This is a genomic window from Paraburkholderia ultramafica (assembly GCF_902859915.1).
GTDB classification, from domain to species: Bacteria; Pseudomonadota; Gammaproteobacteria; order Burkholderiales; family Burkholderiaceae; genus Paraburkholderia; species Paraburkholderia ultramafica.
On record NZ_CADIKK010000024.1, the window covers coordinates 55,976 to 67,979 of the forward strand.

A 12,004-nucleotide genomic window follows, 5' to 3' on the forward strand; every position below is an offset into this window, starting at 1 on the left:
GGTCGAGCGGTGTCTGGGGAGGGACAGGTATTCAGCATTTTTTCTGCAATCTTCGACGTTCAAACCCATTGCGTAATTGGCCTGCGATGAAAGCGCTGACGATCACGGACAGGTACACGGTGACGAGATTGTGACGCCAGGCATCGAGGGTGAATTGATGCGCAACCAGTTTCGGATCGACTGCTGGAAGTGTGAAGCTCTTTGCCTCGACGGCGTGCATCATCCGGATAAAGCCCGCCGCGGACAGCAGTGGCAACAGGGCGACTAGCGCCAACAGGGCGGGCTTCACGCGGCGAGCCAACGGATAGTGGCGCAATCGGAACCACAGTCCGAGACATCCGTGGATCCAGCCGGGCGCGAGCAGAGCAAGTTGCAAGCCCTGCGTGCCGCTCGTGAGCAGCACGATCACGACACGTTCATAGTCAGGCTCGAAACCATAGAGTGAGGACGCGAGTCGCGTTGTAACCGCATGGCGTATGAGCAGCAGCGGCAGGCTAAGGCCTGCCCAGAGGCGGATCCATTCGGCGGGTGGCAGCGTCCAGTGACGGCGCCCGTATATCGTGTGCACAGCTAGCGCAAAATGCAGCGACGCCGCACCGTACAGCGCAATCGTGCCAGGTGTGCTTCGCCAGAGTCGCAGCGCCAATGCGAGACCGTGTCCGGCAAGATCGAGTGACCAGATCCCGAGTGCATGATTGACCAGGTGGAGAAGGAGATAGATGAGCAACACCACACCCGATCCGAGTTGCAAACGGCGCAGAACGGATTGCATCTGAGTGTTCAATTCGCACTAGCGACGGACGTGCCGTCCGCCACCTTGCCGACCGCATTCTGGTGAGCAAGGTGCTCCCGTTTCGTGCGGGGAAGGCGTGCCGTGTGGTTTGGAATAAAACACCGGCGTAACCGGCCAGCCGGGTTGGCCGCCGATGACCGGTGCGGGGTGGAGTCGTTCTGATTCTCTGTGCACAGACGTACTGCTTCGGCGAATCGCTGTAATGCCGATATCGAACCGCATACGCTCTGATACTCCTCGCGGCCTATTCTGCGAGCCAGTGTCGGGACAGCCTCGCCTCGTTGTTCAGTTGGCTCAAGGCATTCAAGGGTCAGCCCGTGTCACCGCCGGCGACCGGCAACACTGTGCCGGTGATATAGCCCGCCTCGTCCGAAGCGAGGAACAGAATCGGCGCGACCTGTTCGTCGAGGCTGCCGTAGCGTTTGAAGAAGGTCGATTCGGTGACCTGCTGGACCGCTTCGCCCATCCAGACTTTTTCCTGCTCGCTATCGCCAGCCGTGTTGCGCGGGACGCGTCGCGCAGGCGCGTCGGTCCCGCCCGGCGCGGTGGCAACCACGCGGATGTTGTGCTCGGCGTATTCCATCGCCAGTGACTGCGTAATCGCGTTGACACCGCCCTTGGCCGCCGAATACGGTACGCGGCGGATACCGCGCGTGGCATTCGACGAGACGTTGACGATGGTTCCGCCGCCTCGCTTGAGCAGGTGCGGCAGCACCGCGTGACAGGCGTACAGCGTCGGCATCAGTGAGCGGCGAATTTCCGCATCAATCTGTGCAGGCTCGAACTCGGCGAACGGGCGCATGCGAATCGCGCCACCGACACCGTTGACCAGAATGTCGATGCCGCCAAACTTGCGCACCGCAAAGGCCATCGCCGATGCCGCGCCTTCGTACGTCTCGAGGTCGGCGACGAACCCTGCCGTGTCCGCGCCGTTCGCCTCGGCGGCAACTTCGGAAACGAAGTCGGCGCGGTCGACGAACAGCACCTTGGCACCCTCGGCGGCCGCACGCAGCGCCACGCTGCGACCAATGCCCTGTGCAGCACCGGTGACAATCATGACCTTGCCAGCAAATCGTTGCGTGTTCATGTGGTCCTCGGTGCGGCGTTGGGAGTGAATTTCTCGTAGTGGAAGCTGTTCGGCTTCACGCCGTTGTCGTCGAAATGCCTACGCACCGCATCGACCATCGGCGGCGGCCCGCACAGGTAAACGTCGACGTCGCCATCATTCAAGGATTCGGCCGGCATGTGCTGCGTCACCCAACCCTTGCGGGGGTGGTTTGAATCCGCATCGGCCACGACCGTGGTGTAGCTGAAATTCGGCAACTTCGCCACGTAGGCTTCGATTGCATCGACCTGCACCAGGTCGAGATCTCGCGTCACGCCATAAATCAGGTGGACCTTCTGCTGAGAATCGGCGCGCGCCAGAACTTCGAGCATCGACAGGAATGGCGCCAGGCCTGTGCCACCAGCGAGGAAGAGCAGGGGCCGCTCCACCGCGCGCAGATAGAAACTGCCGAGCGGCCCAGTCAGTTCCACCTTGTTGCCTGGCAGGGCGGATTCGAGCCAGGTGCTCATCACTCCGCCGGTGATTCTCTTGATCAGAAAACTGACTGTCGATTCACCCGGCGCCGATGAGAACGAATACGAACGATGCTGACCGCTGCCGGGAACGTCGATGTTCACATACTGACCCGGCAGAAATACCGGCGCGGTCGCATCCACATTCAATTCGAGCACGACGGCCGCATCGTTGTGCTGTTCGACTTTCGATACGGTCGCGGCGAACTTGCTTTGCTCAGTCTTGCACGCAGTGGAAGACGCCGGCACGGCAATCACACAGTCGCTTTCCGGTACCATCTGGCAGGTGAGTACCAGACCACTGTCCTTCTCATCCTCGCTCAGCGCATCTTCGATGTAATCATCGCCCAGGTCGTAACTTCCGCTCTCGGCGCGGCACTTGCAGGTACCGCACACGCCGTCGGAGCAATCCATCGGCAGGTTGATCTTTGCGCGAAAGGCGGCATCAAGCACCTTCTCGCCCGCCTTGCATGTGACGAAGCGGGTCACGCCGTCTTCGAAATTCAGTGCAATGTTGTAGCTGGACATCTTGCCTCCTGTACTTCCAGTTTCCTCCGATGCTCGACATCAAACGTGATAGACGTCGAGCACCTGGCGGATGTAGTCGTCCTTCAGCACAATTCGCTTATAGGAAATCAACAGTTCATCGTCGACCTTTCTCAGCGTCACGAACATCGTGCCGAAAAACTGGTCGGTGTCTTTGTAGCGGTGGCTGAACGTGTTGAAGTTGTAGCGCACGTCCACTTCGTTGTCGCGCTCGGCCAGCACTTCCACATTGGTGACGTTGTGACTGGTACGCGGTTCCGGCATCGAAGCGCCACTGCGTTCGGTCTTGATGCGGAACACCCGGTCTTCCAGGCCGCCGCGGTCCGGGTAGTACATCAACGAGATCTGACTCTCGTGGTCATCGGTGAGCTGGTCGTCGTCATCCCACGCCGGCATCCAGTAGGTGACGTCCTCGGCATAGCAGGCAAGCCAGTCGTCCCATTGACGGTCATCGAGCAGACGCGCTTCGCGGTACAGCACCGCACAGATTTTCTGGTAATCGAAGCTCATGCCAGCGCCTCCTCTTGTTCCTTTTTGAGTGCGTCGCGCATCACGTGCACCCAGTATTCGTGCTGGCACACAAACAGGCCCTCGTCTTCGCTGCGCTCGCCTGAGATGAGCGGTTTGAGTCCCATACTCTTCGCATTCGCGTCGGGACCGTCGACCCACAACGGCGCCCCGCGCGAAAGGTCGTTCCACAGCGCGGTAGTGCCGGCATAGCCAGCCTGGCAAGCGCGGAACTCTTCGAGGTCATCCGCGGTGCCCATGCCCGAGACGTTGAAGAAATCCTCGTATTGGCGGATGCGATTCGCGCGGTCGGCTGCGCTTTCACCCTTCGGCGCAAAGCAGAAGATGCTGACTTCGGTCTTGTCTACGCCGAGTGGGCGTACCACGCGAATCTGGGTGCTGAACTGGTCCATCAGGAACACGTTCGGATAGAGGCACAGGTTTCGAGTCTGATTGACGATAAAGTCCGCCTTTGCTTCGCCAACCCGGTCCTTGATTTCGTCGCGGTACTGATAGACCGGCCGCACTTCCGGGTTCATCGTCTTGGTCCAGAGCAGGATGTGGCCATGGTCGAACCCGTACACGCCGGCTACCGACCTGCTCCAGCTATTCGCATCCACCGCCTTGGTGCCATCGACCTTGCGACGGTCCATCGTCGCGCCATAGTTCCAGTGCACGGTGCTGACGTGGTAGCCGTCGCAGCCGTTCTCCATCTGCATCTTCCAGTTGCCGTCGTAGATATACGAGGAGTTGCCGCGCAACACTTCCAGCCCGTTGGCGGCCTGATCGACGATCTGGTCGATGATGACCTTGGTCTCGCCAAGGTAGTCCTCCAGCGGCAGCACGTCCGCGTTGAGGCTGCCGAACAGGAAGCCGCGATAGCTCTGGAAGCGAGCGACTTTCTTCAGGTCGTGCGAGCCGTTGGTATTGAATTGCACCGGGTATTCGGTCGTCTTCACGTCCTTCACTTTCAGCAGCTTGCCGGTGTTGGCGAAGCTCCAGCCATGGAACGGGCAGGTGAAGGTGCCCTTGTTGCCATGCTTCTTCCGGCACAGCATCGCGCCTTTGTGCGCACAGGCGTTAATGACCGCGTGCAGTTCGCCGCTCTTGTCGCGAGTCACCACCACGGGCTGGCGGCCAATCCAGGTGGTGTAGTAGTCGTTGTTGTCGGGAATCTGGCTTTCATGCGCGAGATAGACCCAATTGCTCTCGAAGATGTGCTTCATCTCGAGCTCGAACAAATCGGCGTTCGTGAAGATGTCGCGGCGGCAACGGAATACACCGTTCTGCTTGTCATCCTGAACGGCGGTGTGCAGCAGTTCATCCAGCTGCCTGGCTTTGTCGATAATGGCGGACATGTGTGCTCTCCCAACGCGTGCTCCAGGCTATGGAGCACGCGCTTCGGTGTCGAAAAATTCTTGCGGAGAATAGAGCGGCAGCGGTGGTACGACGTAGCAGCCGCGTGGAGCGGTTAGGCGGTGGCAGCCGCACGCAGGCGATGGACAAGCTGGTTATCCTTGCCCTGAACCAGCGGAGTCAACTCGATGTTGAACTCGATTTCCTTGTACGCGTCGGCCTTCATCCCCAACGCCGTGCCGCCGGTCTTGTCGACCACATGCGGAATCAGATCCTCGCGGGTCGCGTAGGCAAAGTCGTCCCAAATCAACGGGTCGCCCTCGATGTTGATTTGCGTCGTCAGCTTGCGGTACTTGTCGGTGGTGACGAAGAAGTGCACATGGGCCGGACGGTTGCCATGGCGAGCGAGCACGTCCAACAACTGCTGGGTTGCGCCTTGCGGAGGGCAACCGTAGCCGACCGGCATGAGCGTACGGAATTCGTACTTGCCGTCGGCATCAGTGCTGACCGCGCCGCGCAGGTTGAATTCGCTCTGCGCGCCCGTCGGGTCGAAGTGCGAATAGAAGCCTTTTGAGTTGGCGTGCCAGCACTCGACCACCGCACCCGCAACGGGCTTGCCGTCGGGACCGGTTACGGTGCCACGGATGACGAGCGGGCCCGCATCCGCGTCGGGATTGATGTCAATCTTCGACACGCCATCGCGCACCGGCGCACCGGCGACATACAGTGGACCCTCGATGGTGCGCGGCGTGCCGCCGGTGATTGCGGCCGCCTTATCCGCGGCATCCATGCGAATGTCGAGATATTTCTCGAGACCGAGACCAGCGGCAAGCAGTGCCGCTTCGCCGTCCTGGCCGAGCTTGTTGAAATAGTGGACCCCGGCCCAGATTTCATCGGGCGTCATGTCGAGGTCGTCGATGGCCTTGAACAGGTCGCCCAGCAGGCGATTGACAATCTGCCTGGCGCGAGGATTGCCGTCCTGGCTTGCGAGGTTGGCAGCGGCCTTCAGCAGGTCCTGAACTTCCTTCGTATCAAACACTTTAACGCTCATGTCTGCTCCTGAATCTCTCTATTTTAGGTTCGGGTTAACCCTCGATTCGGCACTGACCGGTATATGTTCGGAAGGTATAATCGGGTGCTGAAACAGAGTGTGAATGCAGGATAATGGACACAAGAAAGCGCCGTCCAACACTGATTTAGTATCGGGCTATATCCAGGAGGTATTGACATGGAACTGCGGCATCTTCGTTATTTCGTCGCGGTTGCCGAGGAACGCAATTTCACGCGCGCAGCGCAACGGCTGAACATTGCCCAACCGCCTCTGAGTCGTCAGATACAACAACTCGAAGAGACTCTGGGCGTGCAGCTACTGGAGCGCAACTCACGCCCGCTGAAGCTGACGGAGACAGGTAAGTTCTTTTATTCCCATGCCGCGCAGTTGCTGTCTCAGACAGCAGAGCTCGAATCAATGACGAAGCGCGTGGGCAACATCGAGCGCAGTCTCTCGGTCGGTTTCGTCGGTTCAACGCTGTATGGGATGCTGCCGAAAATCATCCGGCGCTTTCGCGACGAGAACGCGACAGTGGAACTCAGCCTTCACGAGATGTCGACGATGGACCAGATCAGAGCGCTGAAGGACGGCCACATTGATATCGGATTTGGCCGTATCCGGCTTGAAGACGCGAACATCCGCCGGGTGATACTTCGCGAAGAGAAGTTGATTGTTGCCTTCCCGGAGGGGCATCCGCTTTCGGTTGCCAAGCCCGTCGTCGCGCTTCGCGACCTGGTCAACGAGACGCTGATTATTTTCCCGAAGGCGCCGCGACCCAGTTATGCCGACCAGGTCCTTGCGGCATTTCAGGACCGTGCTCTCAAGCCTCGCCGGATCTATGAAGTACGGGAGTTGCAAATCGCGCTAGGCCTCGTGGCAGCGGGCGAAGGCATTTCTATCGTTCCGAGCAGCGTGTACGGCCTGAAGCGAGACGATGTGAGCTACAGGGCACTGGACGACCCGACTCTGGTTTCCCCCATCATCATGAGCATGCGCGCGCTCGACGAGTCGCGGGACATTCGGGAAATGCTTGAACTCATCTATCGGCTGTACCAGGAAGAGAAAATACCCTACGCACCTCATACCGATCCGGCGCGGTGATGCCTGCTATACCTTCGTGGTATCGCACTAGACGTTAATGGTGTTGGACAGGCGATTGTTGGGCACGCAATACTGCGTCAACCCATCAACTCCGCCACTCAAGGTATGAACGCCCAAATCACCTCCGTCGAAGCGATTCTGGTTGACCTCCCAACCATCCGCGCGCATCAGCTAGCCATGGCGACGATGCAGCAACAAACCCTGGTCATTGTCCGTCTGCGCTCGAGCGATGGCATCGAGGGTCTTGGCGAAGCCACCACGATTGGCGGCTTGTCGTACGGCGACGAGAGTCCCGAAGGCATCAAGCTGACCATCGACACCTACCTTGCACCCGCTCTTGTTGGGCAAGACGCCACCAATGTCAACGGTGCCATGCTCAAGCTGAACAAGGTTGCTCGAGGAAACCGGTTCGCCAAGTGCGCAATCGAGACGGCGTTGCTGGACGCGCAAGGAAAGCGCCTGGGCGTCCCCGTCGCGACGCTGCTTGGCGGCGCTGTCCGCAAGACACTTCCGGTCCTTTGGACGCTCGCGAGCGGTGATACGCAACGAGACATTCAGGAAGCGGAAATGCTCCTCGCAGAACGTCGCCACAACACGTTCAAACTGAAGATAGGCCGGCGTAGCGTTCGTGATGACGTGGCGCACGTGTCGAAAATCAAGGCCGCACTCGGCGATCGTGCCAAAGTGACCGTCGACGTCAATCAGGCATGGAACGAAGTTGACGCAACGCTGGGAATCCAGGCGCTCGAAGCGGCTGGCGTCGACCTCATCGAGCAACCCACACCGCGTGAGCAGCGCGGCGCACTTGCCCGGCTTTCTGCGCGCTTCATCGTGCCCATCATGGCCGACGAAGCAGTGACTGGGCCGGAGGACGCGCTCGAACTCGTGCGCGATGCGTGTGCCGACGTGTTTGCATTGAAGATTGCAAAGTCCGGTGGCATTTACGGAATGATGCGGGCCGCAGCTATCGCGGATGCGGCCGGCGTGTCACTGTATGGCGGCACGATGCTCGAGGGCAGCATTGGGTCGATTGCGTCGGCGCACGGATTCAGCGCGCTTGCGCAACTTGCCTGGGGTACTGAGTTGTTCGGACCGCTCCTGCTGAAAGACGACATCGTCACCGCGCGTCCGCAATATCGGGACTTCGACCTTCACCTGCCAGAAGGTCCGGGACTCGGTCTCCATATCGATGAAGAGAAGCTCGCCTTCTATCGTCGCGACAAAAAAATCTGAGCGCACGCGCTCGACGCAAAATCAATCAATCTAATCGTCTCCTGCCATCTGGCTGGCAGGAGCGTCGCATTTTCTGGAGGAAAACCATGCTTTATCTCGTAAGAATGGACGTACACCTGCCCCACGATATGCCCGCTGCTCAGGCCGATGAAATCAAGGCCCGCGAAAAGGCATACTCGCAAGAGCTGCAGCGGCAAGGGAAATGGCAGCAACTGCATCGCGTGGTCGGTGAATACGCGAACTACAGCGTCTTCGACGTTGAGTCGAATGACGAACTGCACACCATTCTCTCCGGTCTGCCGCTGTTTCCGTATATGACGATGAAGGTGACTGCGCTCGCACGTCATCCGTCGTCGATCCGCTGAAGCAGCAACCGGGTGCCATGCATCGCGACAACGAAGGGGTGTTCATCGGACAGCGGAGTGCCCGACGTGCCTTCGTTCGCGCAACGCTAGACAGACAGTGCATGAGTCCACGGCGAACGAATATCCGACAGAAAGCGCTGCGCGCGCGGATGTTCGGGAGACTGGAAAAACCGCTCGGGTCGGGCACGTTCGAGCACGCTACCTTGGTCCATGAAGATCACACGGTCGGCCACTTCGCGTGCAAACCCCATTTCATGCGTCACACACACCATCGTCATGCCGTCGTGGGCGAGATCCTTCATCACCAGCAGCACCTCGTTGACCATCTCGGGATCGAGCGCCGACGTCGGCTCGTCAAATAGCATCACCGGCGGCTTCATCGCCAGTGCGCGAGCGATCGCGACGCGCTGTTGCTGGCCACCCGACAGCTGGCCGGGATAGGCGTTCGCCTTGTGTGGCAGGCCAACGCGCTCGAGCAGGCTCATCGCGAAGTCACGCGCGTCCTGCGGTGCCATCCGCTTGATCCGCACCGGCGCAAGTGTGCAATTCTGCAGCACCGTCAGATGCGGGAACAGGTTGAACTGCTGGAACACGAAGCCAATCCCGCTGCGCAGCGCGTTCACGTTCACGCCGCGTGCGTGTACATCCTGGCCGTCAACGATAATGCGGCCGTTCTGGATCGGTTCGAGACGGTTGAGCGTACGGATCAGTGTGGACTTGCCCGAGCCAGAGGGCCCGCACACTACGACGACCTCGCCTTTCGCGACGGTCTCGTTCACCTCCACCAGCGCCTGATATTCGCCGTACCATTTGTTGACGTTTTCGATCTTGATCATGATTCACACCTTCGACGGGGAGGACGACGTCAGCCGCCTTTCGAGCAGATACGCGCAACGTGTCAATCCGAAGCACATCACGAAGTAGCTGAACGCAAGCAGCAGGTAAACCTGTGCGGACTGCGTCAGTGCCTGCGTGCTGATCTGTCCGGCGACGAACGACACCTCGGGCAGACTGATGATGTAACCGAGCGACGTCTCCTTGATGGTCGACACCAGCTGGTTGACGAGCGAAGGCAGCATGTTGCGCAGCGCCTGGGGCAGGATGACGAGCGCCATCGCCTTGATGTACGACAGGCCGAGCGAGCGGGCGCTCTCCATCTGCCCGCGGGGCAATGCCTGGATGCCGGCCCGGACGATTTCGGCGAGGTATGCGCCATCGAAGATCACCAGTGCGGTCAGCATGGTGCTGAACTGGTCCGTGCGGTGACCCGTCACGGTGGGCAGCAGAAAGTAAGCCCAAAATATCACCATCAGCAGCGGCGTACCCCGCACTACATAGACGAGCGCGGTAGCCGGCCACCGCAGCACGGAGAACGGACTCACCCGGCACAGGCCGAGCACGATACCAACCGGCAACGCTAGCACGAGCCCCGCTGATGCGAGCAGCAATGTGAGCGCAAGGCCGCCGAGCGGTCCGTTGGGATACTGGCCGATGATGTAATAGAGGCCGTAAGTCTGGAGTAGTTCGAGCATGACTAGATGCTCCGTACCGGAAAGCGGTTCTGATACCACGCGGAAAACACTGAGATCGCGATCGATACCGTCAGATATGCGGCAGTCGCAAAGGCGAACGATTCGAAGCCGCGGAAGGTTGCGCTTTCAACCTGCTGTGCCTGATACATCAGCTCGGCTACCCCGATCACCATGGCGATGCTCGAGTTCTTCCACAGATTCAGTGTCTGGTTGACGAGCGGCGGAACCGTCACTCTCAGCGATTGCGGCAGCACGACGAGCCACATCGCGCGCAGAAAACCGAAACCCAACGCACGGCTCGCCTCGAATTGCTCCTTGGGAATCGAACGAATGCCGCTGCGAATGTCTTCGCTCATGTATGCCGACGAGTACAGGACCAAGGCGATCAATGCGCTCACCGCTTCATAGTTGCTGTTGTAAAGCCAGGCTTTGACCGAGAGCGGCAACAGTTGCGGCGCGCCGAAATACCAGAACAGCATGTGAGCCAGCAGCGGTACGTTTCGAATACTCTCGACATAGCTCTGACCCAGACCGCGGATCAATGCGAAAGGAGCAAGCCGGAGCAACGCGACCGCGATGGCAAGTGGCAGCGACAGCACGAAGGCGAGTACGGACAGCTTGATCGACATCACGAAGCCGCTAACGAGCCACTGGTGATACTGTCCCGAGAGCAGCATCGACAGGTTGAAGGTGGGCATGACGTGTCTCGCCGCCCGGCTTCACACCTGGCGGCGCCTCGTGGATTTAATCGATCTTGTCAGTGGCGATCTTGAAGGTGCGCGGCGGGAAGTTCATCTTGGTGCCGGGCCCAAACCACTTGTCGAACAGCTTCAGCGCCCCGCCATCCGATTCCATTCCGAGCAGCACTGTGTTCACCTGATCGCGGAACGCAGGCTCGTTCTTCCGCATGCCCAACGCGATATGCTCGGTCGAGATATTCTGCGGCACCAGCGCGTAGTCCCTGGCCGCCGGGCCGAGCTTGGCCAGGTTGCCGACCAGCGTGGTCTCGTCATTCACATACGCCACCCCTTTGCCTTGTTCGAGCGCGAGCAGCGCCTGCGGACTGCTGTCAAAAGATACGACGTCCGCATTCTTGATCGTCTTGGCAATGTTGGTCTCCATCGTCGAACCCTTGACCGTCAGGACCTTCTTGCCATCAAGTTGCGCGAGTGTCGTGATGCCGCTGTCCTTCTTCACCATCGCCTTCTGTCCGGTGATGAAGGTCGATACCGAGAAATCGATCTGTGACTCCCGCTCCTTGTTGTGCGTGAGCGACGCGGCAAGAAGGTCGACGCGGCCTTGTTGCAACTCCGGAATGCGCGCCGCAACCGCCAGCTGCTTGAGGACAGGCTTCACCCCCAGGCTCTTGGCGACGGCGTTACACATATCGACGTCATAGCCGACTATCTCGCGGCTCATCGGATCTTTCATGTAGCTGAAAGGCTCGTCGGTACCGAGTACGCCGCATACGAGTTCGCCTTTCTGCTTGATGTCGGCAAGCTGGTCGGCCTTTGCCGGAAGTACCGCCGCCACCAGTACAGACAGCGCTGCGACTTGGGTAACGAAACGAAGTTTGCGGATGGTATCCATGGGTTCTCCTCCTGTTGGTGGTACAACTAATTTAATGCAGTGGGCGCACGTAACCGCGCACGGTGTTTGAACTGGACGCCGGCATGGGCGACCTGTTCGAGATCCGTGTCAGACTCATCAGGGTCGACTGCTTACTGGCGAAGCTTCGAGACTCTGCGATGGAGCGAACCTATGCTGGTTCTCTTGCGACAGCACTCCATGCGCGCCGCCATGTCCTCAACGAGCGCGATGGCGTAGTGGTTGCCCATACGCACGGGAGCTAGCGAGAGCATGCCGTGCAACAGCCGCAAGACTGGCGGCGCCAGCGTCGGCGTGCCCGGCGAGCGCGCCGGCATCATGGGGTCCAGATAAC

The 12,004-nt window shown here is 59.6% G+C and carries 13 protein-coding genes; 3 read left to right on the plus strand and 10 right to left on the minus strand.

Going from position 1 to position 12,004, the window contains the following annotated elements; translation table 11 throughout:
* Positions 1–31: 31 nt before the first annotated feature.
* From HV744_RS23765 to catA, 6 genes are all read right to left on the minus strand, one after another.
* Positions 32–772 carry a hypothetical protein gene (locus tag HV744_RS23765; RefSeq protein ID WP_175151839.1) on the minus strand — a complete coding sequence of 247 codons (741 nt, stop codon included), beginning with the start codon at positions 770–772 and terminating at the stop codon, positions 32–34.
* A 331-nt stretch (positions 773–1,103) separates the two neighbouring features.
* Positions 1,104–1,880: a benzoate diol dehydrogenase BenD gene (benD, locus tag HV744_RS23770; RefSeq protein WP_175151840.1), complete on the minus strand. Its 777-nt coding sequence runs from the start codon at positions 1,878–1,880 to the stop codon at positions 1,104–1,106.
* Positions 1,877–2,899 carry a benzoate 1,2-dioxygenase electron transfer component BenC gene (gene benC, locus HV744_RS23775; RefSeq protein ID WP_175151841.1) on the minus strand — a complete coding sequence of 341 codons (1,023 nt, stop codon included), beginning with the start codon at positions 2,897–2,899 and terminating at the stop codon, positions 1,877–1,879. Before benC ends, benD begins: the two co-directional genes overlap by 4 nt.
* Before the next feature lie 39 nt (positions 2,900–2,938).
* On the minus strand, positions 2,939–3,427 hold the full coding sequence (gene benB, locus HV744_RS23780) for a benzoate 1,2-dioxygenase small subunit (protein WP_175151842.1): 489 nt from the start codon (positions 3,425–3,427) through the stop codon (positions 2,939–2,941).
* Positions 3,424–4,782, minus strand: a complete 1,359-nt coding sequence (locus tag HV744_RS23785) for a Rieske 2Fe-2S domain-containing protein (RefSeq protein ID WP_175151843.1) — start codon at positions 4,780–4,782, stop codon at positions 3,424–3,426. Before HV744_RS23785 ends, benB begins: the two co-directional genes overlap by 4 nt.
* A 113-nt stretch (positions 4,783–4,895) precedes the next feature.
* Positions 4,896–5,831 carry a catechol 1,2-dioxygenase gene (gene catA, locus HV744_RS23790; protein WP_175151844.1) on the minus strand — a complete coding sequence of 312 codons (936 nt, stop codon included), beginning with the start codon at positions 5,829–5,831 and terminating at the stop codon, positions 4,896–4,898.
* 177 nt (positions 5,832–6,008) lie between these two features.
* Here catA and HV744_RS23795 point away from each other — a divergent pair, with 177 nt between their 5' ends.
* From HV744_RS23795 to catC, 3 genes are all read left to right on the plus strand, one after another.
* On the plus strand, positions 6,009–6,932 hold the full coding sequence (locus tag HV744_RS23795) for a LysR family transcriptional regulator (RefSeq protein WP_175151845.1): 924 nt from the start codon (positions 6,009–6,011) through the stop codon (positions 6,930–6,932).
* A 105-nt stretch (positions 6,933–7,037) separates the two neighbouring features.
* Complete coding sequence (locus HV744_RS23800) at positions 7,038–8,165, plus strand: muconate/chloromuconate family cycloisomerase (protein ID WP_175151846.1); 1,128 nt, start codon at positions 7,038–7,040, stop codon at positions 8,163–8,165.
* Between the two features lie 86 nt (positions 8,166–8,251).
* Entirely contained in the window at positions 8,252–8,530 is a 279-nt protein-coding gene (catC, locus tag HV744_RS23805) for a muconolactone Delta-isomerase (protein WP_074769480.1), read from the plus strand.
* An 86-nt stretch (positions 8,531–8,616) separates the two neighbouring features.
* Here catC and HV744_RS23810 read toward each other — a convergent pair whose 3' ends face one another.
* From HV744_RS23810 to HV744_RS23825, 4 genes are read right to left on the minus strand one after another with little or no spacing between them, the layout of a single operon-like run.
* Complete coding sequence (locus tag HV744_RS23810; protein WP_175151847.1) at positions 8,617–9,366, minus strand: amino acid ABC transporter ATP-binding protein; 750 nt, start codon at positions 9,364–9,366, stop codon at positions 8,617–8,619.
* 3 nt (positions 9,367–9,369) lie between these two features.
* Positions 9,370–10,062, minus strand: coding sequence for an amino acid ABC transporter permease (locus tag HV744_RS23815; protein ID WP_175151848.1), 693 nt, complete (start codon positions 10,060–10,062; stop codon positions 9,370–9,372).
* Between the two features lie 2 nt (positions 10,063–10,064).
* The gene (locus tag HV744_RS23820; protein WP_175151849.1) at positions 10,065–10,760 is read right to left on the minus strand and encodes an amino acid ABC transporter permease; all 696 of its coding nucleotides are present in this window, start codon (positions 10,758–10,760) and stop codon (positions 10,065–10,067) included.
* A 46-nt stretch (positions 10,761–10,806) separates the two neighbouring features.
* Positions 10,807–11,652 (minus strand): ABC transporter substrate-binding protein, encoded by an 846-nt coding sequence (locus tag HV744_RS23825; RefSeq protein WP_175151850.1) that lies wholly within the window; start codon positions 11,650–11,652, stop codon positions 10,807–10,809.
* Positions 11,653–12,004: the final 352 nt, after the last annotated feature.

Bases quoted from the DNA above. Each gene is read 5' to 3' on its own strand.
- benD (WP_175151840.1), bottom strand. From the start codon at position 1,880: ATGAACACGCAACGATTTGCTGGCAAGGTCATGATTGTCACCGGTGCT.
- catC (WP_074769480.1), top strand. From the start codon at position 8,252: ATGCTTTATCTCGTAAGAATGGACGTACACCTGCCCCACGATATGCCC.
- HV744_RS23785 (WP_175151843.1), bottom strand. From the start codon at position 4,782: ATGTCCGCCATTATCGACAAAGCCAGGCAGCTGGATGAACTGCTGCAC.
- HV744_RS23795 (WP_175151845.1), top strand. From the start codon at position 6,009: ATGGAACTGCGGCATCTTCGTTATTTCGTCGCGGTTGCCGAGGAACGC.
- HV744_RS23810 (WP_175151847.1), bottom strand. From the start codon at position 9,366: ATGATCAAGATCGAAAACGTCAACAAATGGTACGGCGAATATCAGGCG.
- HV744_RS23815 (WP_175151848.1), bottom strand. From the start codon at position 10,062: ATGCTCGAACTACTCCAGACTTACGGCCTCTATTACATCATCGGCCAG.
- HV744_RS23765 (WP_175151839.1), bottom strand. From the start codon at position 772: ATGCAATCCGTTCTGCGCCGTTTGCAACTCGGATCGGGTGTGGTGTTG.
- HV744_RS23800 (WP_175151846.1), top strand. From the start codon at position 7,038: ATGAACGCCCAAATCACCTCCGTCGAAGCGATTCTGGTTGACCTCCCA.
- HV744_RS23825 (WP_175151850.1), bottom strand. From the start codon at position 11,652: ATGGATACCATCCGCAAACTTCGTTTCGTTACCCAAGTCGCAGCGCTG.
- HV744_RS23820 (WP_175151849.1), bottom strand. From the start codon at position 10,760: ATGCCCACCTTCAACCTGTCGATGCTGCTCTCGGGACAGTATCACCAG.
- catA (WP_175151844.1), bottom strand. From the start codon at position 5,831: ATGAGCGTTAAAGTGTTTGATACGAAGGAAGTTCAGGACCTGCTGAAG.
- benC (WP_175151841.1), bottom strand. From the start codon at position 2,899: ATGTCCAGCTACAACATTGCACTGAATTTCGAAGACGGCGTGACCCGC.
- benB (WP_175151842.1), bottom strand. From the start codon at position 3,427: ATGAGCTTCGATTACCAGAAAATCTGTGCGGTGCTGTACCGCGAAGCG.